Raw genomic sequence first — 22,406 nt, 5'->3', positions numbered from 1 at the left:
ATCTTTCGAAGTAAATGGTTCTCAGGAACCAATTCTTCAATCGTAACCAACTCAACAGTGACTTGCTTTTGCTCAGGCTTTTTTAACATGCAAACAATATAAAAAAGTCCTCACCAAAAGGCGAGGACTTTGTCAGCAATCTGAAAGGACCGACGTTGCCGTCGGTCCTTTGAGATCAGACTATATCAGGGGAGTTGATTAATTCAGTGATTTTTCAAAAGCGGGCAGGCCGGGCTTACCGTCAGCGGTAGTTACTCCGGCGAGCCATTTTTTGTAGGTCTCAGGATGCTTTTTGACCCAGTCCATTCCTGCTTCAAGGGGAGTGAGTGATTTGTTTTCATTCAGGGTGGTCATGATCTGGTTCATCATGGGCACGGGGAAGACCATCTGTTTCAGCAGCTTGGTTACGTTGGGCTGTTCTTTGTCAAAACCTTTGCGGATGTTGGTCCAGACTGTGGCTGTTCCGTCATTCCCGCCGAAGGTCTTATCGGTGCTGCCTGTGAGATAGGTCATGTCGATGCGTTCGTTCATGCTGTGCGGTGCCCAGCCGAGGAAAACAATCCATTTTTTTTCTTTGGTGAAGGATCTTACCTGAGCGAGCATGCCGGCTTCACTGGAAGGAACGATGGTGAATTTGCCAAGGCCGAACATGTCTTTTTCGATCATGTCGATGATAATGTCGTTACCGTCGTTTCCTGCCTCGATTCCGTAGATTTTCCAATCCAGTTTATCGCCGAATTTGACGATATCTTTGAAGTCTTTCAGGCCTGCTTCCGCACAATAGGAAGGGACAGCCAGAGTGTATTTGGCTCCGGGCATGTTGGGAATAAATTTATCCACGGTGCCTTTTTCGAAATATTTATCAGCAATGTTGGCCATGGAGGGCATCCAGTTACCCATGAAGGCGTCTGCTTCACCGGTGGCCATTGCTTCATAGGCGATGGGGACGGAAACCAGAATATTCTCGGCATTGTAGCCGAGGCTTTCAAGTATAGATACGGCCAGGTCTGTCTTAATGGTCACACCTGTCCAGCCTACGCTGGCAATTTTAACTTTCTGGCCTGCATTTGCGGGAATAGAGAAAACAAAAATAGTTGCAATAAGAATGGCGACACCGAGAAGGCGTCTGTACGGGGCTAACATCATAACTCCTGAGTTAAAGTTATAGGGATACGAAGCCACCTCCCCCGGCAGCAGGGCATCCCGTGTTTCGGAACCGGTCCGGCGCACTATGCGCCGAACCAGTTGAGGGGGGTTGTTTTATGGTTGCGGAAGATATGTTTGACTTCGGTGTATTCTTCCAATCCGATGCGGCCCAGTTCACGACCGAACCCGGATTGCTTGTACCCGCCCCACGGGGCCTGTACAAAATAGACGTTGAAGTCGTTGGCCCAGACTGTTCCGAAGCGCAAAGCTTTGGAAACGCGCTCAATGCGGTCGGGATCACGGGTCCAGAAGCCGGCGGAGAGCCCGTATATTGTGCTGTTGGCTCTTTCGATGACTTCTTCTTCAGTCTTGAACCTTTCAACGGTTATGACCGGGCCGAACACTTCTTCCTGAACTATGCGCATGTCGTTTTCGCAGTTAACGAACAGGGTGGGCATGTAGAAATAACCTTTCTGAAGTGCCGGGTTATCCGGGCGGCATCCGCCGAGAACCAGCTGCGCACCTTCTTCTTTTGCTATTTCAATATATGATTCAACCTTGCTCAGATGCTCAGCTGAAATCAGCGGTCCCATCTGGGTCTTTTCATCAAATCCGTTGCCGACCACAATGCGTTCCATGCGTTCTTTGAGAGCGGCGATAAACTTGTCGTAGACTCCATCCTGAACCATGATCCGGGTACCTGCGGAGCAGATCTGCCCGGCGTGGAAGAAAACACCGTTCAGGGCGTAGTCGATAACAAGATCAAAATCAGCATCATCAAAGATGATGTTCGGGTTTTTACCGCCAAGCTCGAGGGCTACCTTTTTCACGTTTCCGGCAGCAGCGCGCATGATGGTTTTCCCGGTGGAGATGCCTCCGGTAAAGGAGATCAGGTCCACATCATTATTTTCGGAAAGTTCCGCGCCCACTTCAGCACCGGGACCGAGCACGGTATTGATCACCCCTTTGGGGAATCCGGCTTCTTCAGCAAGCTCGGTGACCTTAATGGTGGTCAGCGGGGTGATCTCACTGGGCTTCATTACAATGGTGCACCCGGCGGCAAGTGCCGGAGCCATCTTCCATGAAGCCTGCAAAAGCGGATAGTTCCACGGGGATATCTGTCCGCAGACACCTACAGGCTCACGCACAACCGTGCTGGTGGAGTCCGGGATGGGGGATTCGATGACTTCCCCGCCGTCCTTGTCCGCAAGTCCGGCAAAGTAGCGGAAGATTCCGGCGATATCGTCCATATCCCAGCGGCTTTCCTCAACAGTTTTACCCGTATCGAGGCTTTCCAGTTCGGCCAGTTCTTCGCGGTCCCGTTCAATGAGGTCCGCAAGTTTGAAGAGCAGACGTGCCCGTTCAACTGCCGGGGTCTGGGGCCAGCCGTCTTTATCAAAAGCCCTGCGCGCGGCGGAGATTGCCGCCCTGCTGTCTTCGCGGTCCCCTTCGGGAACCTCTGCGATGACCGATGCGTCGAAGGGATTGAGAACTTCGCGTTTATTGCCGGAAGCGGCATCCACCCACTTGCCATCAATATACATCTGTTTGCGGATCATAAGGATCTCCCGGTCTGGACTACTTTTCGTGTTTGTAAAAAGGAACGTTTTCCGGCGCAATGGGGGTGTTGCCGAGAATCAGGTCTGCTGCTTTCTCTGCAATCATCATTACCGGAGCGTAAATATTACCGTTGGTGACATAAGGCATAACTGATGCGTCAACCACGCGCAGACCTTCCACGCCGTGAACACGCAGTTCAGGGTCGGTTACGGCCATTTCGTGGGTTCCCATGGCGCAGGTGCAGCTCGGATGGTAGGCGGACTCACCTTCACGGGCTACGAAATCGAGAATCTCTTCATCGGTCTGTGCCTGTTCGCCGGGAGCCAGTTCCTTGCCGCGGAATTCGTCAAATGCGGGCTGGGTCATGATCTCGCGGGTCTTGCGGATAGCTTCAACCCACTCTCTGCGTTCCTGTTCGGTGGAAAGGTAGTTGAAGAAAATGGACGGGTATTCTTTGGGATCTTTGGACTTGATCTTAACGTGTCCGCGAACATCGGTATTCATGGGACCTACGTGAACCTGATAACCGTGTCCTTCGTTGGGAGCAGAGCCGTCGTAACGGATGGCGATGGGCAGGAAGTGGTACTGGATGTTGGGGTATTCGACCTGATCGTTACCACGGATGAAGCCGCCGGCCTCAAAGTGGTTGGTGGCCGCTTCGCCGGTGCCTTTGAGCAGCCATTCCAGACCGATTTTAGGCTGGTTGTACCACTGCAGGCAGGGGTATTTACTTACCGGCTTCTTGCAGGCGTACTGCACGTAGAGTTCAAGGTGGTCCTGCAGGTTTTCACCTACGCCGGGCAGGTTGTGAACCACGTCAATTCCCAGTTTGCCGAGTTCCTCTGCGTTACCGATACCGGAAAGCTGGAGCAGCTGCGGGGAGTTGATGGCACCGCCGCAGGAAATGATTTCGCTGCCGTATACCTTTTCTGTGTTTTTGCCTTTGGTGTATTCCACGCCGACAGCCCGTTTACCTTCAAAAAGGATGCGGGTAGCCATGGCATTACATTTTACGGTCAGGTTTCTGCGTTTTTTAACCGGATGCACATAAGCGCGGGCAGCGTTCATGCGGCGTCCGTTATAGGTGGTGCGGTCGAATTTGCCGAAACCTTCCTGCTGGTAACCGTTTACGTCATCGGTCAAAGGGTAGCCTGCTTCCTGTACGGCTTTGAAAAATGCATCGAAGAGCGGGTTGTCGCATTCCGGGGTGGTCAGGTAGAGCGGGCCGACTGCGCCCTGATATTCAGTAGCTCCGGCCATGCGCTGCTCAAAACGTTTGAAATAGGGCAGGCAGTGGGCATAGGACCAGTTCTCAAGGCCGTCTTCCTTGGCCCATTTTTCATAGTCCATGGCATTACCGCGAATGTGGATCATGCCGTTAATGCAGGAGGAACCGCCGAGGACTTTACCGCGAGGCTGGTATACACGGCGGTTGTTCATGTGCGGTTCTGGGTCGGATTCATACCACCAGTTGTAGGTTTTGCCTGCAAGGGGATAAGTCAATGCCGCAGGCATGTGGATGCGGAAATCAAGTTTATAGTCAGGGCGGCCTGCTTCAAGGACAAGTACTTTGTGTTTGGGATTTGCGCTCAGTCTGTTGGCAAGAACAGAACCTGCGGACCCGCCGCCGACAATAATGTAATCGTAATGTGTCATAATTCTTTTTTAATCTTCTTTGGTTTCAGTGAGAAAAGGTACATTCTGGTGTCCCTGTTCTCCGTTTTTATTCTCAACGCATTTCCGCAGCAGCACATAGTGGTGACTGCTGAAAGCAAGGGCCCGGATCGGCTCGCCGTTGCGAATAGCTCTGGCTGTTTCGATCCAGTTCGCTCCCGCCTTTCTGCGATAATCGGCATCTTCATAAAGCGCGTAGTCATGGGAACTGAAGCCCATCTGAACTGCGTGCATGACCCACTCAAGCAGGGGGTTCTTAGCCATTCCGGCCAGCATGATGTTCAGTTTCCGGTCCAGTTCACCGGCCTGAACGAGGTCGGGGTTCTCTGCACAAAGAATTTTTTCAAAGCGAACCGCTCCGTTGAACAATTCTTCCTTTTCTTCTTTGCTGCCTCTGGCAATGGCCAGCTCCGTAATGGTCCGGTCAATGGACTCACGGAATTCTATGAGTTTTTCCGGCTCCACCGGGTGTTGCTTCATGAACAGGGTCAGCGACTCTGAAACATTGGAAACATCCAGCTCCTTGACGTAAGCTCCGCCCTTGGCTCCTTTTTTCACCTCCAGCAGACCTTTCTGCTTCAGTGTCTTGATCGCCTCGCGGATAACGCCCCGTCCCGTTCCAAACTGGTTCTGCATGTCGCGTTCGCTGGGAAGGCGTTCGCCCGGAGCAAGACGACCGTCCATGATGGCAGCTTCAATCTGCAAAACAATTTCTTCACTGGCCCGGCCGAGGCCTACGGGAAGAAATAAGTTTGAAATTTCCGAATCTTTAACCATTGGTAGTACCTTTGAGAGGTGTTTTTTTGCAAAAAAAGAGCGAAAAGCACTTTTGAATATGCTTTTTGCTCAAATGGTAGGTCCATTCTGGCAGGTTAGATTATATGTGTCAAGTTACTTTCTAATGACGGGAGATTTGGTCGGACCAAAAAAAATCCCCTCATTGGCAGCACCAATGAGGGGACAGAATAGATTTTTTAAAATTTTCGCCAATTTTTAAGCAATAGCGGCGAAGCCTACTAAAAGGTTTTGGGATTCTTAAACCCTTTTGCAAAAGGGTTTAAGCCGCCGGAGGCATTTTCTTACCTATCAATAGCTTTATTAATCTTGCAGGCCGCGCAGGCCGCGCCGAATCCGTTATCAATATTAACTACAGTCACACCGCTGGCGCAGGAGGTGAGCATGCCCAGCAGTGCGGACAGGCCGGAGAAGTTGGCCCCGTAGCCTACCGAGGTCGGCACTGCGATGATGGGCTGGTCCACCAGTCCGCCGATGACGCTGGAGAGCGCGCCTTCCATGCCCGCCACTACGATGAGTACGGAGTATTTGCGTATTGTTTCAATGCGGTCAAAAAGGCGGTGAATCCCGGCTACCCCGATGTCGGAGATTATTTCAGCCTTGCTGCCCAGCATATCGCAGGTGACCAGTGCTTCTTCTGCAACGTCCAGATCAGATGTTCCGGCAGTGATGATGCCGACTATGCCGTTGTTGTACGCGATTTCTTTGTTCTTGCAGGTCAGGGTGTTGGCGGTGGCATTGTATTCCACCTGCGGGAAACGGGAGATCACATGCTCTGCTGTTTCTGCTGAAACACGGGTCGCCAGCACATTGTTGCGCTCACACATGTGTTCAAAAATATCGCCGACCTGCAGCGGTGTTTTGCCCGCGCCGTAGATCACTTCCGGAAAGCCGTTGCGCAAGCCCCGGTGGTGGTCGATCTTGGTGTGCCCGATGTCCTGATAAGGCAGGTCGCGCAGCTTATCCATGCCCTGATCCACGTCCATACTGCCTTCTTTTACGGCTTCTAGAATATTTTTTAAGTTGTCATTCGTCATATTTGTCTCCGACGGCCTCGCGGGGCGTGGATTTGATGCGCTTCGCGCTTTTTGATTAACGGAGTATGCCTTCGGCGACCCTGCCGGGGGCCTCAAACCCTTTGAAAAGGGTTTAAGGATCCCAAACTTTTTTAATAGGGCTTCGCCGTTCTATGTTGTAACCCGCTTGGTTTATTTCTTGTTTAGGCTTCCCATTTTGTATCCGCCCAGATCGAGTGTTACATGCTTGTAGCCGAATTCTTTTAATTTATTGTTGATGTCGTGAATCTCATTGGCGTTGACGAAATCCTGTATCCTGTCTGCCGGGACTTCGATGCGGGCCACTTCGCCGTGATGACGGACCCGTACAGCCGGGAAGCCGATCTGCATGAGGAAGACCTCGGCCTGTTCCACCTGCTGCAATGCTTCGTCGGTTACTTCCACATCCACGGGCATGCGTGAGAGCAGACAGGCGAAGGAGGGCTTATCCCATGTGGGTAGCTCAAATCTGCGGGAAAGTTCGCGGATGTCCTGCTTGCTCAGTTCCGCCTCCACAAAGGGGCTGCGGATATCAAGCTCCCGCAACGCCTTGATGCCGGGACGGTAGTCGCTGAGGTCGTCGATGTTGGTCCCTTCAAGCACGTGCTTGAATCCGTGTTCGCCCGCCACTTCCAGCAGCTTGCTAAACAGAATCTTCTTGCAGGTGTAGCAGTGGAGCGGTGGATTCATGCGCAGTTCTTCGGGAAAATCCATTTCCACCACAACATGTTTTACGCCAAGCTGCCGCGCAAATTTTTTCGCTTCACCCTGCTCCCAACGCGGAACATAGGGAGTGGCAATGGAAGCGGCGATGGCTTTATGGTCGAGGGCTTCCTTTGCAGTATGCAACAGCAGGGTGCTGTCCACGCCACCGGAAAAAGCGATGACCGCTCCGTCGGTTTCAGCAAGAATCCCAAGCAGTTTTTTATATTTTAAAGCAAGTGTATCCATGCAAGTAACCAGTGAAGACTATTAAAACGTTTTGGGATTCTAGCATTAGCCCTTAGGCGAGCGGTCTTCCGCGAGTCTTAGGGATAACGACAGTGAAACAAACCCTTTTGGAAAAGGGTTTAAGGCCCCCGGCAGGGTCGCCGAAGGCGTAATCCGTTCAATCAAAAGCGCGAAGCGCATCAAGCCTTTCTTATTTTCCCAATCTGAAGATATACTTCACTTAATGGAATACCGTGCTTTTTTGCCAGAGCGCGGCAGTCTTCCAGTTCCGGCTTGGAGCGGATGATTTCGCCGTCGAGGATGGCGTTTTTCATGGTCACGCTGCCGAGCGGTGTTTCCAGCTTATCGAAGGAAATGCCGAGGATTGTTTTCTCGATATCGGTGCTTTTGATGCCCAGCGTGGTGGTGTGCTTGAAAATCAGCCGCTTGAACTTATCCTCATCCTCGGCACTGCAGAGCAGGGAAAGGGTGGTGGCCGGGCGGTTCTTCTTCATGACAATGGGCGTGAAATGCACATCCATGGCTCCGTCTTCCATAAGTTGGTCGAGGGCCGCGCCGAGCATTTCCCCGGTCATGTCGTCGATGTTGCATTGCAGCAAGCGGGCCGGGACAGTGGGTAGGGAATCGGAACGTTGTTCGACTTTAGCCAGCTGCACGCGCAGCACGTTGGGGATTTCATTGTCCCGGTGCCCGATGCCGTAGGCTGTCTTCTGTACGGCCATGCGCGGGGAATCGGAAAAATTGTCAACCAGCTCGGCGAGGATTGCCGCTCCGGTGGGGGTGGTGGTTTCCTTGGGAACGGCACCCTGAGTGGTAGGTTTCCCGGCAAGGATTCCGGATGTGGCCGGGGCGGGAACAGGCATGCGTCCGTGGGCGCAGTTGACGAATCCGCCGCCAAGCTCGATGGAAGAACACCAGACTTGTTCGATTTCCAGCTCATGAAAACATATGGCCGCTCCGACGATATCCACAATGGAGTCGGTGGCACCTACTTCATGGAAATGTACTTCGTAGAGGGTGCTGCCGTGGATTTTTGCTTCGGCCTCGGCTACGCGTTTGAAAATTGCGAGACTGGTGGCTTTGACCTTGTCGCTGAGAGCAGAATTGTTGATAAGCTTTTCAATGTCTTTCAGGTTGCGGTGCTCACCATGGTGGTGATGACTGTGCGTATGATCATGTGCGTGATGTGTATGGTCATGATCGTGATGATGGGGGCCGTGTTCTCCATGTTCATGCCCATGACCGTGGTGGTGATGACCTTCGCGGGCCAGCTCCACATCCACGCGGGTGCCGAAGATGCCCTTGCGGGAATCCTGCGAAATTTTGAGGCTGAATTCATCAGCAAGGCCGAGTTTGGAAAGTTCGGTCTTGAGGAGTTCCGGGTCCACACCCAGATCGATCATGGCGGCGAGGTTCATGTCGCCGCTGATGCCTGAAAAACAATCGTAGTAAAGTATGTTCATTTTATGATTGGGTAAGACGGGCGCCGTATGGACGGCACCCGCCTATTGATTTAGTTTTCCTGTTTATTTGCGACCATGTCCACCATGGCCTGCATGTCGCCCTGCTCAAAGTAGTCAACAACGCGTTTGAGCTGTTCGGGAATGTCGATATGCTGAGGACAGTGCTCTACGCATTGTCCGCATTCCACACACTGGGATCCGTATGCGTATTCTCCGGCCATTTCCTTGCTGAAGAATACGGCGTACTGGAATTTGAACTGTTCGGCCTTGTCAGTGAACATGTGGGCACTGTTGAACAGTTCAAAGCAACCCGGAATTCTGACTCCTGCGGGGCAGGGCATACAGTAGGCGCATCCGGTACAGGGAACCTGCATGAGTTTTTTGTATCTTGCAGCTACCTTGCTCACGATTTCAAGTTCTTTTTCAGTGAGTGAATCCGCTTTTGCTTCGGAAGCAATGGCAAGGTTCTGTTTGATGTGCTCTTCATCGTTCATGCCGGAAAGAACCACGGTCACTTCGGGATGGTTCCAGACCCAGCGCAGAGCCCATTCAACCGGGGCGCGTTTAACGTCGGCTTCATCGAAGATTTCCTGGACTCCGTCCGGGGGAGTGGGGGCACTCAGATTGCCGCCGCGCAGGGGTTCCATGATCATGACCGCGAGGTCCTTGGATGCTGCGTATTTCAGCCCGGAATTTCCGGCCTGGTTTTCTGTGTCCAGAAAGTTGTACTGAATCTGGCAGAAGGTCCACGGGTAGTCATCCACAATGCGCTTGAAATCTTCAGCAACACCGTGGAAAGAGAAACCGGCGTATTTGATCTTGCCGGATTCAAGGGCCTTGTCCATGAAATCCTTTACACCCAGTTCAACACAGCGGTCCCATGAATTGCCTTCAACCGCGTGGATCAGGTAATAGTCAATACAGTCCACATCCAGACGTCTCAGCTGTTCATCGAGAATCTCGTCCATGTGTTCGCGTGATTCAACGATGTATTGGGGCAGCTTGTCGGCGATAGCCACTTTTGGACGGTAGCCGTCCTTGAGGGCTTTGCCGAGGACAATTTCGCTCTGGCCGCCGTGATAGGGCCATGCGGTATCCACGTAGTTTACGCCGTTATCGATGCAATTGCGTATCTGGGCAATGGCGCGCTCTTCATCAATGGTCTTGTCGTCGATCATGGGCAGGCGCATGGCACCGAAGCCGAGGATGGAGATTTTTTCTCCTGTTTTGGGTACTTTGCGGTAAAGCATGCTTTTTCTTCCTTTGGATATTTGCAGGTTTTTTAATTAGTTATTATATTCATCCTGCTTCAGCAGTATGTTTAAACAGGGTAAGTATACATGAGCTAACCATGTTTTGATCATACTTTTGTTCGAAAATGATTAGATTTTGATCCACTATTTATCTGGAGTCACTGATGAGTACGGAATTTCAACGTAGATATAATGAATGGCCCTACAGGCTGATTATCCTTTCCCTGCTGTTTGCCATGCTGGCCGGGTGCGGGCTGAAGCGCAATCCCATTCCAGTGGAAATGCAGGCTCAGGCCAGTCTGCCCGGATATAGTGAAATCCGTTTTTTCGGGGATACCACTCCGAAGAATATGGAAGATGCCATGAAGCAGTGGGCTGCCCGCGAGATTAACGGTCCGGCTGCCAGTGAGCTTAGTTTCCTGTCTCTTTCCGGTGGCGGGGCGGACGGTGCTTTCGGTGCCGGATTCCTCTGCGGCTGGACAGCGCGGGGCGACCGTCCCGAGTTCGGACTGGTCACCGGGATCAGCACCGGGGCGTTAATTGCCCCCTTTGCTTTCATGGGTTCGGATTATGATCCTTTTATCGAGATGTTCTACACCACTTTTGAAACCAGCGATCTTGTGCAGCAGCGTTCCTATGTCTCCGCCATTTCCGGGGATTCGGTCTACAGCACCGAGCCGCTCAGGAATGCCCTGAAAGAGTTCCTCAACCATGAATTCATCGCCAAGATCGCGGCTGAACACCGCAAGGGCCGCAGGCTGCTCATCGGGACCACAAATCTTGACGCCATGCGCCCGGTTTACTGGAATATCGGGGCCATGGCCCAGTACGGAACCCCGGAAGCGGACCAGCTTATACGTGATGTGATTCTTGCGTCAGCCTCGGTTCCGGTGGCTTTTCCCCCGGTCTATTTCAAGGTTAAGGCCGGGGATAAGATTTATGATGAAATGCATGTGGACGGCGGGGTTACCAATCAGGTCTTTTCCTATCCGCCGTCCGTTCATCTTCGCGAGGAACTGGCCAAAATCGGTGAGGAGCGCAAGATCACCCTGTATATCATCCGCAATGATTCCCTCATTTCCGAAGGGGAGCAGGTGGAACCTTACATCGGCGGTATTGCCGCCCGTTCCCTGCACGGTCTTATCCGCAATCAGGGTATCGGCGATCTTTACCGTATGTATTATACTGCCCAGCGCGACGGCATTGATTTCAAGCTGACTTTTATCCCCCCGGATTATAACGAAGAGTCTGACGAGCTGTTCAGTCCGGTTTATATGAGCAAGTTGTTTGTTCTGGGCAAGGGCATGGCCATGGGCCCCAACCCCTGGCATACGGCTCCTCCTTCCAGCATGAGTCGTGAAAGCAAAGGACCTGCGGAGGTTATTCTTAAATGAGTAAAGTTGATGTGATTATCAGTGTCTGCGGCAAGCCTTTGCAGACTTGTCTGGCCCTGCTCTCCCTTGAACGGGCCAGCGGACAGCATATCGATAAGATTTATTTTATCGAGGAAAATACCCAGACCAAGGGCATTGATGCGGGCTGCCACCAGTATGTGCTGGATAAGCTGGCGCACAAGATCGAATATTACATGCCCAAGTACTGGAATTATTGCTTCCCCATTGAATGGGAGCGCATTGATGACGAGGAGTACCGCCATTCCGTGCGCTACCAGTACGGCTGGGAAAAGAGCGATAAGGACTACGTGCTCATCATCCATAATGATGCCATTTTCAGGAAAGACATCATCGGGGCCATGGTCGACGGTATCGGGGACCACGTTGCTGCCGGGCATATCGGGCAGTGCTGGTATTGTCCTGCTGCATTTTCCGGGAAATGTACCCCGGACACCTACATGGACTACCGTCCGGAATTTCGGGAACTGGTGGATCTTTACCGCAGTGCCCAGCCGCCGGAAGGCAAGCAGGTCCGGGCCTACCACCTGCCGCGCATGCACGATATCTTTTTCAATCAGCCCTGGCCGTTGCCGGAATGCCGGGTCAATGAATGGTGCTGTCTGGTGAATATGAAGATCGCCCGCAAGATGACCATACCCGTGGGCAAGGTCACCCCCTTCGGGGCCTTCATCAATGTGGGCAAGCAGATTCTGGACGTGGGCTGCCAGTGGTTCCGCGAAATGCATCTGCGCAACAAGACCTGCCTTAATTTCGACATTTACAAATATATGTACCACGACGTGCCGCCCACCGGGCAGCCTACGCTTATCGATAAAGATAAATACAAGACTAAAGAAGAAATCGCTCTTGATGTGCTCCGGGCGGAGTTTGATTACCCGGAGTAGGGTCCGGAAAATTATTGAGAGACGGAATCCCCGCAATGCTGCGTGCGTTGCGGGGATTTTTTGGGTTTGCGGAGTGAAATTGTTAAGTCCTCTCTTGACAGTTAAGCAGGTTAACTATATTTTGGGCTTCAGGGAAATTGAAAATCACAATCAGTCAATGTAAAATTGTCAGGAGCAGACAATGTTGAGCAAAAATATTTCTGCAGCAACTAAAAAATGCTGGGGGATTGAAGAAGCTTCCCGGAACAGTGCGGTACGGGAGTTTGAATCCGTCAAGGGGCATAAAATAGAGAACGGACCTGTCTGGCGGGAGCTGGAACTCAGGGCGGGCCTGCGGGTCAGCGCATTCGAGGCCATGCTCGCAAAGCGTTTCTCCTTCAGTTACCAGAAAAAGAACAGCTATATTGATTTCGGTTTTTTTCTTGAGGGCTCCATAGTTAATAATATGTGTGAAACCTCACTAGGTCCCTTGCGGGTGGATAATGTCGCCGGAAGCGGGGGATTGGGTTATTTCCGTGAAATGGCCGGAGTGGTGGAGTCCGCAGCTTTAGGACGGACCCGGATTATACATCTGCATATCAGCCCGGAATTGCTTCATGAATTGCTCTATATGGATATGGACGTAATCCATGAGGATTTAAGAGGAGCCTTGGAGAGCCGGGTTGGGGGTGAGTTTTTTCTGCATCACACCATGGACCCTGTGGTGCAGGCCGCAGCCAATGAACTTTTTTACGGTCTTGTGGGCGGTAAATGCAGCCGCATTTATCTTGAGGGCAAAGCCCTTGAACTGATCGGCCTGCAGGTCATGAAGCTTGAAAACTCGGAAAGGGTTCGTAGTTCCGGGCTTAGTCTGAGCGAACTGGAGCAGATCAGGGCCATTCATGAAGAGGTAAAGGAAAAATTCGACTGCCCGCCGTCCATGGCCGAGCTTGCTGACTCACACATGATGAGTGCCGGTAAGATTCAGGCCGGTTTTCAGGAACTCTACGGCATGACCGTTTTTGCTTTCCTCAAGGAATATAAGTTGCGCAAGGCCCGTATGTTCTTTGAAAATGGCGATATGAACGTCAGTGAGGTTGCATGGGCTCTGGGCTATACAAATTTAAGCCATTTCAGCGCGGCGTTTAAGAAAAGGTACGGGGTTCTGCCCAAGAAGTTTTTGACTTCAGTGCGTGATAAAAAGAACATAACTCTGGCTTCAGGTTATGCTGATCTGGGCTGAATATTTAAGTTTTATTTAAACTGCATTTTCAATATTGAGAATGCAGTTTTTTACGCACTGCGTTGGTTTTCTTTGGGTAAAAAATGATTGTCTGAGGGTAGTCTGCGATGTTGAAAATCTCCATATTTGCCGGGCATGCATGCTTTATTCTGTTCAAAACAGTTGGCTGCAAAATCAGCATTATGGAGAAGGTATGTTTAAAAGTTTTCAATTTAAAACTGTTTTTTTGATGATAATGACTTTCTATATCATTCCGGCGAATGCGTTCGCGCATAACGCGACAGGAGATGGTTTGTATCTGGAAGCAGTCACGGTAAAGGCCCAGAAACGCAGCCAGAAGGCGCATGATGTCCCGGCCAGTATTGCGGCTCTTGATGATGTCCAGCTTAAGGATATGGATATCAAGGATACCGATGATCTGGCCCTGCATGTTCCCAACCTTGAATTCAGCAACTTCGGCAGCCGCAGGCACGGGTTCATGTTTTTGCGAGGTATTAAAAGTTTGCCTGCGGGGGAGCCGGGTACCGGTTATTTTGTGGACGGGATCAATTTCTCCAAATCTTATATGTTCAATTTCCCGCTCTTTGAAGTTGAGCAGGTTGAGGTGATGAAAGGGCCGCAGGGAACCCTTTACGGGCGCAACACCATGGGCGGTGTCATCAATGTTTATACCAAGAAGCCCGGGAATGAGGTTGAAAGCACCCTCGGTGCGGAGATCGGTAATCTCCACAGCAAAGAATTTCGGGCCAGCTGGTCCGGTCCGGTCGTTGAGGATAAGCTTTTTCTCGGGGTCTACGGTCTCGGGGCATTCAAGGACGGGTACATGGTAAACGATACCCCCACGGATGGAGACGACGGTCGTCATCAGGACGGGAAGTCCGGTCGTTTGAAGTTGCGTTATCTGCCTACGGACGATCTGGATATGACCCTTTCTTTTGATGTTCAGAACCATGATGACGGTGCCTACTCCATGCGCCGTACCGAGCGGAACTCCTTTGTTGAATCCGGCAGGTACGAAGCCGATGATCCTTATCATTATTCTCACGACTATGAAGGTAGCCAGAAGAATGACTGCTGGGGGCTGGCCCTAAACTCAGAGTATCAGACCGGGTTCGGGAAGCTTCATTCCATAACCGGATACAGGCATTTTGACAGTAACGAAAAGATCGATGCCGACTTCACTCCGTCGGATATCATGCGCAAGAATTATAATCTTAAAGACCGTGATTTTTCGCAGGAATTCCGGTTTGTTTCCCCGGAAGATAACGGTCCGTTGAATTGGCTTGCGGGTGGGCATTTTTTTCTTTTGAACTCCAATACCGAGATCACCAATCTTTACGGTGCGGACCACCGGGCTGCCGGGTCCAATATGAAATTCAAGACCGACAAGGATAATACAGGAGCAGCCTTGTTCGGGCAGGGAACCTATTCTTTCCGGGATGATTTCGATATCACGGTGGGCTTGCGTTATGAATATGAATACGCTTCCGCTGATTCATATAAAGGGCAGACCCCGGCCGGGGGATCGGAAGCAACTCTGGTTGACCGTTCGGCCTCCAACAGTTTTTCCAAGTTCCTGCCCAAGTTTGCCCTTGCATACCGCCTTACTGACAAGCACACCCTCTATGGAACCGTGTCCCGTGCCCACCGGGCCGGGGGCTTTAACGATGCGACTGCCCCGGCGGACCATCAGGCCTATAGCGAAGAAGACAGCTGGCTCTATGAGGTCGGTTTTAAATCCGTGTTTTGGGATGACCGTTTGAACTTCAATGTCAGCGGTTTTTATACCTCTATTGAAGACGAGCAGCTTCCTTTGTTCGAGGCCGACTCCATGCAGGGGTATATAGCCAATGCCGGACGCTCGCACCGCATGGGTGTGGAGGTGGATTCGCAGGTTGTGGTCATGGAAGGGTTGAACCTCAGCGGTACCTTCACCTGGATGGAAGCTGAATTCGATAATTATTCACCATCGGAAGGGGAGAGCTACAAAGGCAACCGGGTCTTCGGCGTGCCTGACTATACTTATACCGTTGCCACTGACTATCGCCGTAACATTATCGGTGATTGGGGCTTTTTCGGTCGTGCCGAGCTGGTGGGAATCGGTTCCCGCTATTTTGATGATGCCAACACAGTTAAGGAGGATCCTTACGAGCTGGTCAACCTCAAGGTCGGTGTTGAAGGTGAGCATCTGGATGTCTACCTCTGGTCGAAGAACCTGCTCGACCGTGAATTCGTGATTATGGAAAATGTTACCGCGGGGATTGCCGAGGACGGTGCTCCCAGGACCTTCGGCATCTCCATAGATTACAGGTTTTAGTTATTTTGCGTCAGGCTTTTGCGCCCGTGTTGCTTGCGCGGGCGCACTTTTGGGTAAAATGTACCCGGCAATGGGTGAAAATAACCCCAAATGAGGCTGGAAATCATTTTCATTTTGTATTAGAACAAAGCCTCGCATGGGCAATGAGGGTAAAACAATGAATTCGGCAGAGACAGGAAGGAACAAAGAGCCTTCAAAATTATTTAAACTTTCATTGCTGGCATCCATGTATTTGTGTCAGGCCATACCGCTTGGTTATGTTTTCGGCAGCCTTCCGGTTATCCTGCGTGAACAGGGAGTTAACCTTAAAGCTGTAGGGGCAGTGTTTGCCCTGCACCTGCCTTGGGCTTTGAAGTTCCTCTGCGCTTCGTGGGTGGACCGTAAATATATCCCGGCCTTGGGCAGGCGCAAGTCATGGATTTTTCCCTTGCAGTGGATCGGTGCCGCATTGCTGGTTCTGGTTTCCTATTATCCACCGGGTGAGAATTTTACAGCCATGTATGTATTGCTGTTGATGCTCAGTTGGGTGATGGCGACCAATGATATTGCGGTAGACGGATATGCTACGGATATTCTGGAAGAAAACGAGCGTCCGTGGGGTAATTCCATCCAGTCTGCAGCGCGTTTTGCCGGGCTCATGCTCGGCGGCGGGGTGATGCTCTATATGAATTCAACTTTCGGCTGGCAGCCCCTGTGTTTGTTTCTTGCCGCTGCGGTTTTCTCTTTCAGTCTTCCGGTGCTTTTTCATCGGGAGATTGATCCCCTGATAACGAAATCGGAGGGCCGGGGAACTCACGGGGAAGGGGTGTGGGCATTCTTAAAAAGAAAAGAAGTGGTCAAAGTACTCCCCATACTGATCGCGCCTACGGCATTTGCCTTTACTTCAGTGCAGATGCGCACCCCGTTGCTGGTCGATATGGGGTTTGATTCCCGCAGTGTGGGGGCCGTATTGATGCATTATGCCTATCCTGCCGGGTTGGCCGGGACTTTCCTGAGCGGCTGGTTCCTGCATCGGGTGGGCGGACAAGCCTTCCTGCGGGTTTTCTGCTCCACGGTAATCCTCCTGGCAGGGTATACAGTTTTTGTTGCCCGCACAGGCGTTATTCCATACTGGCAGGCGGCTCTGCTTTTGAGCATTGATAATATCCTCATCGGGGCTGTCATGGTCTGGAGTTTCACCCTGATGATGAAGGTCAGTGCCGGACCCAATGCCGGGACCGGATTCGCAGTGCTGAGCAGCCTGTTTATCATTGTGCCCATGGCCGGCTCTCCGCTCTTCGGGCATGTGGGAGATGTGCTGGGCATGGAAGGTCTCTATATTCTTCTGGGACTGCTTTGTTTTGCCGGATTCATGGTGGCCGAACTGGCCGGACGCTTTGAAGGAAAGGCGAAACTGTCCCGCACGGTTGCAGATGCAGCAGAACTCTGAACCGTTTGGTCGGCGGTGCGGATTATGTGGAACCGCATTGCTTGTGGATTGATTGTGGAATGATAGTCGCCGGGTTTTCCAGCCCGGTGCAGTGAGGGTCGCATTTTTATGCGGCCCTTTCTTTTTTCGGGTGTTTTTTATTTTTTGCCGGGTAGTTTTGAAATCCCCGGACAGGTATCCAGAAGTCACGCGGTGTCCTGTTCGGGGAATTTTATAAACGCATAGTTTAGTAGCTTAACTAAAATTAAACAAACGAGGCAAGATATGAATATAATGAAACAGATGCTGATTGCATTCGCCACCAGAAGAAGCTGGATGACTATTGTCCTGCTGTTGCTGCTGGCGGTCTTCTGCGGATCCTTCTTTCCGAAGGTGGTCATTGATACCGACCCGGAGCACATGCTTCCTGCGGACGAACCTTCACGGGTCTTCCATAATGAGGCCAAGGAAAAATTCTCCCTTTCGGAAATCGTGGTTCTCGGAATCATCAATGAAAAGAACCCGCACGGGGTTTTTAACCCAGAAACTCTGAAACGGGTCTATGATCTGGCGGAATTCGCCCGTACCCTGCGCTGGGAGAATCCTGATGATCCGGCAAAAATGGACGGGGTCATTGAAGTGGATATGATCGCTCCTTCCATGGTGGAGCATATCAGCCAGGAAGGTCCGGGAGTTATTTCATTTGACTGGCTCATGGCCCGTCCTCCGTCCACCCAGTCGCAAGCCGATGCGGTGCGTGAAAAGGTTTTTGCCAACCCCATGCTCTCCGGGCAGATGGCTTCCGAAGACGGCAAGGCCATCTGCGTCTACCTGCCCCTGACCGACAAGTACCAGAGCTACAAAGTCTATACGGCCCTGCAGGAAAAAATTAAAGAACTGGGCGGAGATGACGAATTTCACATCACCGGACTGCCCGTGGCGCAGGATGCCATCGGCATTGAAATGTTCACTGAGATGAGCCTTGCTTCACCGCTGGCCATGGGCACTATTTTCCTGCTGCTCTATTTCTTTTTCCGCAAGCTCTCGCTGACTTTCCTGCCCATGATCATCGCCACCCTTTCGGTGGTCATGACCATGGGGACCATGATCGGCTGCGGATTTGAAGTGCATATCATGAGTTCCATGATCCCGGTCTTTTTAATGTCAATTGCGGTGGTGGACTCGATCCATATTCTATCGGAATTCTTCGACCTCTATACCCCGGAAAAGGGCAGGAAAGAGACCATTGTCGAGGTCCTGAACACCTTGTTCATGCCTATGCTTTATACCTCGCTCACTTCAGCGGCTGGTTTTATTTCTCTTGCACTCACTCCTATTCCCCCGGTCCAGATATTCGGTGTGTTTGTGGGGCTGGGCATTATGGTGGCCTGGCTGCTGACCATCATGTTCGTGCCCGCCTATATCATGGTCCTCCCGGCCCGGATTTTCAGCAACTTCGGGTTCAAGAAACACGGCAGCGACAATACCACCCTGCTGTCCCGTATTCTGGAAAAAACCGGGGGAATTTCCTACCGCTACGCAAAACCTTTACTGGGTCTGTTCCTGATCCTGCTGGTGGTCTCCGCATGGGGTATCAGCAAGATTCAAATCAACGACAACCCGGTAAAATGGTTCGCCCCCAGCCATCCCATCCGTCTGGCGGATACGGCCCTGAATAAGCATTTTGCCGGAACCTATCCCGCCTACCTGATTCTGGAAAGCGAAGACAGCGAAGTCGGCTTTTCCGAATCCGACAAACGTAAACTGGCAGATAAATTCACCGCGTTCAGCAAACAAATCTCCGCCGAATTCCCCGGTGCGGAGCAGAAGGGCGTGAATTTTATGAGCGCACTGCTGGATATGCCTAAAACGGTATCGGACAAACCGTTCCTTGATCGGGCCGTTTCTCTTGCCGCAACCAAGGCAAACGCGGCCAAGGGTGATGATTTCTATCTTTATGAAGAATTCGGCAGCTTTTTCAGTCTTGAAAAAGAGTCTTTGAAACCATTCAAGCAGCCGGAAATGCTCAGCTACCTTGCCGGATTGCAGAAAGAGATCTTCAAAGAGGGATTGGTGGGCAAGAGTATTGCCCCGGCAGATCTGGTCAGCAAAATTCATCAGGAACTGACCGATGGCGAGGAAGCCAGCTACCTGGTGCCGGAAAAAATGCAGACCGTGGGTGAATGCTACATGCAGTTCCAGCAGAGTCACCGTCCGCATGACCTCTGGCATTACGTAACCCCGGATTACAATGGTGCCTGCGTGGTTTTCCAGCTCTCCAGCGGTGACAACATGGTCATGGAAGCGGTGGAAACCTTTGTGGCCGACTACTTCCAACGTAATCCCCCGCCCTGCGATATCTCCCACAACTGGGCCGGGCTGACCTACATCAACGTGGCCTGGCAGAGCCAGATGGTGGAAGGCATGCTCCGTTCATTCATCGGCAGCTTCGCCATAGTTCTGCTCATGGCCGTGTTCCTGTTCCGCTCGCTGAAATGGGGTGTGCTGTGCATGGTCCCGCTGACCATCACCATCGCTTTCATCTACGGATTCATTGGGTTGATCGGTAAGGATTACGACATGCCCGTGGCTGTGCTCGGCGTACTTACACTGGGCATGTCCGTGGACTTCGCCATCCATTTTGTGGAGCGCAGCCGGAAAATCTACTCCAGAACCGGATCATGGAAGGAAACCCTGCCGCGCATGTACGGTGCCCCGGCAAGGGCCATCAGCCGCAACGTGCTGGTCATCGCCATTGGCTTCCTGCCCATGCTTATCTCGGCCCTGATTCCGTACCGCACCACCAGTCTGCTGCTTTCATCCATCATGATGATCTCCGGGATTATGACTCTGGTAGGCATGCCCGCTATCATCACCGTGGCTTCAAGGTTCTTCTTTGCCGGGGCCAAGCTGGAAATTCCGGCTCAGTCGAACTCTGATGAAGCAACAGTTCCCGTGAAAGTGAATCAATAATTAAGATAACGAACTACCCTCTCAAGGCGGCGAAGCCGAACTAAAAAAGTTTGGGATTCTTAAACCCTTTTCAAAGGGTTTAAGCCGCCGGAGGCAAACTCTTTTCAATAAAAGCGCGAAGCGCATCAAAACAACAGGATTAACAATGAAATCTAAAATATTATTAACAGCAATGGCACTGGTTACGGCAATAAGTGCGTCTGCAATGGCAGCACCGGACGTTGAAACAATAGTCAACAAGGCCAACCACATGGCTCTGTATCAGGGCGAAACCTGCAAGGGCAAAGTTCACCTTGAAATTACTGACAGTCAGGGCCGCAAGCGGGAACGTGATTTGAGCATCCTGCGCAAAGATGCAGGTGAGGGTGATTCCAGACAGCTGTACATGTCCTACTTCAAGGCTCCGGCGGATGTGCGCAAAATGGTCTTCCTCGTGCACAAGACCGTTGAACCGGGCAAAGACGACTCCCGCTGGCTGTACATGCCCAGTCTGGACATGGTTAAACGCATTGCAGCAGGGGATAAAAGGACCAGCTTCGCAGGTTCGGATTTTCTGTATGAGGATATTTCCGGGCGTAGCCTGCATGAGGATGTGCATGAACTGCTGGGCATTGAAAACGGCTGCTACCTGCTCAAGAACACCCCGAAAAATCCCGGGGATGTGGAATTCTCCCACTATGTTGCTTATGTGGACATGAAAACCTATGTGCCCATGCGTATGGAGTACTTCAAAGGAACGGATAAGCCGTACCGGACCATGGAAGTGCTCAAGGTTGAGGATATCGCATCAGATAAGAGCGGTGAAACTTACCCCACGGTGACAGTTTCCAAGGTCAAAAACCTTGAGACCGGAAGCGAGACGGTGATGACTTTTTCCGGCGTGGTTTATGATCTCCCGGTGAAAGAATCCATCTTCGGTGAAAGATACCTGCGCCGTCCGCCGAGGGAATTGATGCGATGAGCATGCTGAGGAGTATATGCATAATGGTCTGGCTGGTGCTGCTGGCAATACTGCTGGTGGCGGCAGCCGGGCCTGCCTCGGCTGCGGATGGCGGGGAGAGCTGGCTGGAAACATTCAGCGAGCAGTTCGCACCGCTGGAATTCAACGGATTCATCGAAGCCCGCGCAGGTGCACGCACCCAGCAGGACCCGGAAGAAAAGCAGATCTCCATGGCCGAAGTCCGCTTGCAGGGAGAGGTCTTTACCTACACCGACTGGGCGGATTTTAAGTACAAGGGAGATTTGCGTGCCGACGGGGTCACTGACCGTATTGTTTATGAAACCCGTGAACTATGGATGTTTTCCCGGCCCACGGATTTCATGGATATCAAATTCGGGCGGCAGATTCTCACTTGGGGTACGGGCGGGCTGGTCTTTTTGAATGACCTTTTTCCCAAGGACTGGCGGTCCTTCTTTATGGGCCGTGATGCGGAATACCTGAAGGCTCCCTGCAATTCAGCCAAGGTCAGTTTTTTTACCGAACTGGCTAATGTGGATTTGGTCTACACCCCGAAATTTGAACCGGACCGTTACATTGACGGGCAGTACATCTCCTACTTCAGCGGTTTGGAAGACCGTCTGGTGGGCCGGGATAATATTCTCGATACTGATGTTCCTGATGAATGGTTTGAAAATGATGAGGTTTCGGCCCGTATTTACAAGAATATCAATAACTACGAACTGGCCCTGTACGGTTATTGGGGTTACTGGAAAAAGCCCGCCGGAATGAATTCCGATGACGAGGCTACTTTTCCTGCCCTGCATGTCTACGGCGGCAGTGTGCGTGGTCAGGTCGGGCCGGGTATCGGTAATATGGAAATCGCATACTACGATTCCACCGAGAGCCGTGGTGGAACCAACAGCGGGGTGGATAATTCCGAAATACGCTATCTGGTGGGTTATGCGCAGGAGCTCTGGACCGACAGCAATTGCGAGGTGCAGTACTACGTGGAGCAGATGCTGGATTACGATAACTATCTTTCGGTGCATAATCCCGCGCATCCTAAGGATGAGTTCCGGCATGTGATCACCATGCAGTTCACGCAGCAGATGATGAACCAGAACCTGACCCTGAGTTTTGACGGCTATTATTCGCCCAGCGATGAAGATGCCTATCTGCGGCCGGGATTGCAGTACAAGGTTTCGGACCGCATGACTGTGGGTTGCGGGGCCAACATCTTCATAGGTGCCAACGAGCAGACCTTTTTCGGGCAGTTCACCAACAACTCAAACGTGTACAGTTCGATCCGGTACAGTTTTTAGCTTGACAGGTATGGTTAAGTGTCTTTAT

At 51.7% G+C, this 22,406-nt stretch carries 16 protein-coding genes; 8 read left to right on the top strand and 8 right to left on the bottom strand.

Going from position 1 to position 22,406, the window contains the following annotated elements:
* Positions 1 to 198 precede the first annotated feature (198 nt).
* From FMR86_RS09095 to FMR86_RS09060, 8 genes are all read right to left on the bottom strand, one after another.
* Positions 199 to 1,143: a glycine betaine ABC transporter substrate-binding protein gene (locus FMR86_RS09095; protein WP_163350793.1), complete on the bottom strand. Its 945-nt coding sequence runs from the start codon at positions 1,141 to 1,143 to the stop codon at positions 199 to 201.
* A gap of 86 nt (positions 1,144 to 1,229) precedes the next feature.
* Positions 1,230 to 2,705, bottom strand: coding sequence for a betaine-aldehyde dehydrogenase (betB, locus tag FMR86_RS09090; protein ID WP_163350782.1), 1,476 nt, complete (start codon positions 2,703 to 2,705; stop codon positions 1,230 to 1,232).
* 19 nt (positions 2,706 to 2,724) lie between these two features.
* Positions 2,725 to 4,362, bottom strand: coding sequence for a choline dehydrogenase (gene betA, locus FMR86_RS09085; protein WP_163350781.1), 1,638 nt, complete (start codon positions 4,360 to 4,362; stop codon positions 2,725 to 2,727).
* Positions 4,363 to 4,371: 9 nt separating this feature from the next.
* Entirely contained in the window at positions 4,372 to 5,157 is a 786-nt protein-coding gene (locus FMR86_RS09080) for a FadR/GntR family transcriptional regulator (protein ID WP_163350780.1), read from the bottom strand.
* Positions 5,158 to 5,459: 302 nt separating this feature from the next.
* On the bottom strand, positions 5,460 to 6,212 hold the full coding sequence (larB, locus tag FMR86_RS09075) for a nickel pincer cofactor biosynthesis protein LarB (protein WP_163350779.1): 753 nt from the start codon (positions 6,210 to 6,212) through the stop codon (positions 5,460 to 5,462).
* Between the two features lie 171 nt (positions 6,213 to 6,383).
* The gene (larE, locus tag FMR86_RS09070) at positions 6,384 to 7,181 is read right to left on the bottom strand and encodes an ATP-dependent sacrificial sulfur transferase LarE (protein ID WP_163350778.1); all 798 of its coding nucleotides are present in this window, start codon (positions 7,179 to 7,181) and stop codon (positions 6,384 to 6,386) included.
* Positions 7,182 to 7,360: 179 nt separating this feature from the next.
* The gene (larC, locus tag FMR86_RS09065) at positions 7,361 to 8,644 is read right to left on the bottom strand and encodes a nickel pincer cofactor biosynthesis protein LarC (RefSeq protein ID WP_163350777.1); all 1,284 of its coding nucleotides are present in this window, start codon (positions 8,642 to 8,644) and stop codon (positions 7,361 to 7,363) included.
* Positions 8,645 to 8,694: 50 nt separating this feature from the next.
* Positions 8,695 to 9,894 (bottom strand): aldo/keto reductase, encoded by a 1,200-nt coding sequence (locus FMR86_RS09060; RefSeq protein ID WP_163350776.1) that lies wholly within the window; start codon positions 9,892 to 9,894, stop codon positions 8,695 to 8,697.
* Between the two features lie 167 nt (positions 9,895 to 10,061).
* On the opposite strand from FMR86_RS09060, the gene FMR86_RS09055 reads away from it, so the two are divergent.
* From FMR86_RS09055 to FMR86_RS09020, 8 genes are all read left to right on the top strand, one after another.
* Positions 10,062 to 11,291 (top strand): patatin-like phospholipase family protein, encoded by a 1,230-nt coding sequence (locus tag FMR86_RS09055; protein WP_163350775.1) that lies wholly within the window; start codon positions 10,062 to 10,064, stop codon positions 11,289 to 11,291.
* Positions 11,288 to 12,196: a hypothetical protein gene (locus tag FMR86_RS09050; RefSeq protein ID WP_163350774.1), complete on the top strand. Its 909-nt coding sequence runs from the start codon at positions 11,288 to 11,290 to the stop codon at positions 12,194 to 12,196. The genes FMR86_RS09055 and FMR86_RS09050 overlap by 4 nt, the downstream gene beginning before the upstream one ends.
* Before the next feature lie 181 nt (positions 12,197 to 12,377).
* Complete coding sequence (locus tag FMR86_RS09045) at positions 12,378 to 13,418, top strand: helix-turn-helix transcriptional regulator (protein WP_163350773.1); 1,041 nt, start codon at positions 12,378 to 12,380, stop codon at positions 13,416 to 13,418.
* A gap of 292 nt (positions 13,419 to 13,710) precedes the next feature.
* Positions 13,711 to 15,735 carry a TonB-dependent receptor gene (locus FMR86_RS09040; RefSeq protein WP_239057190.1) on the top strand — a complete coding sequence of 675 codons (2,025 nt, stop codon included), beginning with the start codon at positions 13,711 to 13,713 and terminating at the stop codon, positions 15,733 to 15,735.
* Positions 15,736 to 15,892: 157 nt separating this feature from the next.
* Positions 15,893 to 17,164 (top strand): MFS transporter, encoded by a 1,272-nt coding sequence (locus FMR86_RS09035; protein ID WP_163350771.1) that lies wholly within the window; start codon positions 15,893 to 15,895, stop codon positions 17,162 to 17,164.
* A gap of 264 nt (positions 17,165 to 17,428) precedes the next feature.
* Entirely contained in the window at positions 17,429 to 20,116 is a 2,688-nt protein-coding gene (locus FMR86_RS09030) for an RND family transporter (protein ID WP_163350770.1), read from the top strand.
* Between the two features lie 145 nt (positions 20,117 to 20,261).
* Positions 20,262 to 21,077, top strand: a complete 816-nt coding sequence (locus tag FMR86_RS09025) for an outer membrane lipoprotein-sorting protein (RefSeq protein WP_163350769.1) — start codon at positions 20,262 to 20,264, stop codon at positions 21,075 to 21,077.
* A 2-nt stretch (positions 21,078 to 21,079) separates the two neighbouring features.
* Positions 21,080 to 22,378, top strand: a complete 1,299-nt coding sequence (locus tag FMR86_RS09020) for a hypothetical protein (protein WP_239057189.1) — start codon at positions 21,080 to 21,082, stop codon at positions 22,376 to 22,378.
* Positions 22,379 to 22,406 lie beyond the last annotated feature (28 nt).

The organism is Desulfovibrio sp. JC010 (genome assembly GCF_010470675.1).
Lineage (GTDB): Bacteria > Desulfobacterota > Desulfovibrionia > Desulfovibrionales > Desulfovibrionaceae > Maridesulfovibrio.
Note: the sequence above shows the minus strand (reverse complement) of the source record. Positions and strands in the feature narration are given on the sequence as shown.

What these genes read in the sequence shown, in the direction of transcription:
- betA (WP_163350781.1), bottom strand. Translation starts at nt 4,362, where the DNA reads ATGACACATTACGATTACATTATTGTCGGCGGCGGGTCCGCAGGTTCT.
- FMR86_RS09055 (WP_163350775.1), top strand. Translation starts at nt 10,062, where the DNA reads ATGAGTACGGAATTTCAACGTAGATATAATGAATGGCCCTACAGGCTG.
- FMR86_RS09080 (WP_163350780.1), bottom strand. Translation starts at nt 5,157, where the DNA reads ATGGTTAAAGATTCGGAAATTTCAAACTTATTTCTTCCCGTAGGCCTC.
- FMR86_RS09030 (WP_163350770.1), top strand. Translation starts at nt 17,429, where the DNA reads ATGAATATAATGAAACAGATGCTGATTGCATTCGCCACCAGAAGAAGC.
- larB (WP_163350779.1), bottom strand. Translation starts at nt 6,212, where the DNA reads ATGACGAATGACAACTTAAAAAATATTCTAGAAGCCGTAAAAGAAGGC.
- FMR86_RS09045 (WP_163350773.1), top strand. Translation starts at nt 12,378, where the DNA reads ATGTTGAGCAAAAATATTTCTGCAGCAACTAAAAAATGCTGGGGGATT.
- FMR86_RS09035 (WP_163350771.1), top strand. Translation starts at nt 15,893, where the DNA reads ATGAATTCGGCAGAGACAGGAAGGAACAAAGAGCCTTCAAAATTATTT.
- betB (WP_163350782.1), bottom strand. Translation starts at nt 2,705, where the DNA reads ATGATCCGCAAACAGATGTATATTGATGGCAAGTGGGTGGATGCCGCT.
- larC (WP_163350777.1), bottom strand. Translation starts at nt 8,644, where the DNA reads ATGAACATACTTTACTACGATTGTTTTTCAGGCATCAGCGGCGACATG.
- FMR86_RS09060 (WP_163350776.1), bottom strand. Translation starts at nt 9,894, where the DNA reads ATGCTTTACCGCAAAGTACCCAAAACAGGAGAAAAAATCTCCATCCTC.
- larE (WP_163350778.1), bottom strand. Translation starts at nt 7,181, where the DNA reads ATGGATACACTTGCTTTAAAATATAAAAAACTGCTTGGGATTCTTGCT.
- FMR86_RS09025 (WP_163350769.1), top strand. Translation starts at nt 20,262, where the DNA reads ATGAAATCTAAAATATTATTAACAGCAATGGCACTGGTTACGGCAATA.
- FMR86_RS09095 (WP_163350793.1), bottom strand. Translation starts at nt 1,143, where the DNA reads ATGTTAGCCCCGTACAGACGCCTTCTCGGTGTCGCCATTCTTATTGCA.
- FMR86_RS09020 (WP_239057189.1), top strand. Translation starts at nt 21,080, where the DNA reads ATGCTGAGGAGTATATGCATAATGGTCTGGCTGGTGCTGCTGGCAATA.
- FMR86_RS09050 (WP_163350774.1), top strand. Translation starts at nt 11,288, where the DNA reads ATGAGTAAAGTTGATGTGATTATCAGTGTCTGCGGCAAGCCTTTGCAG.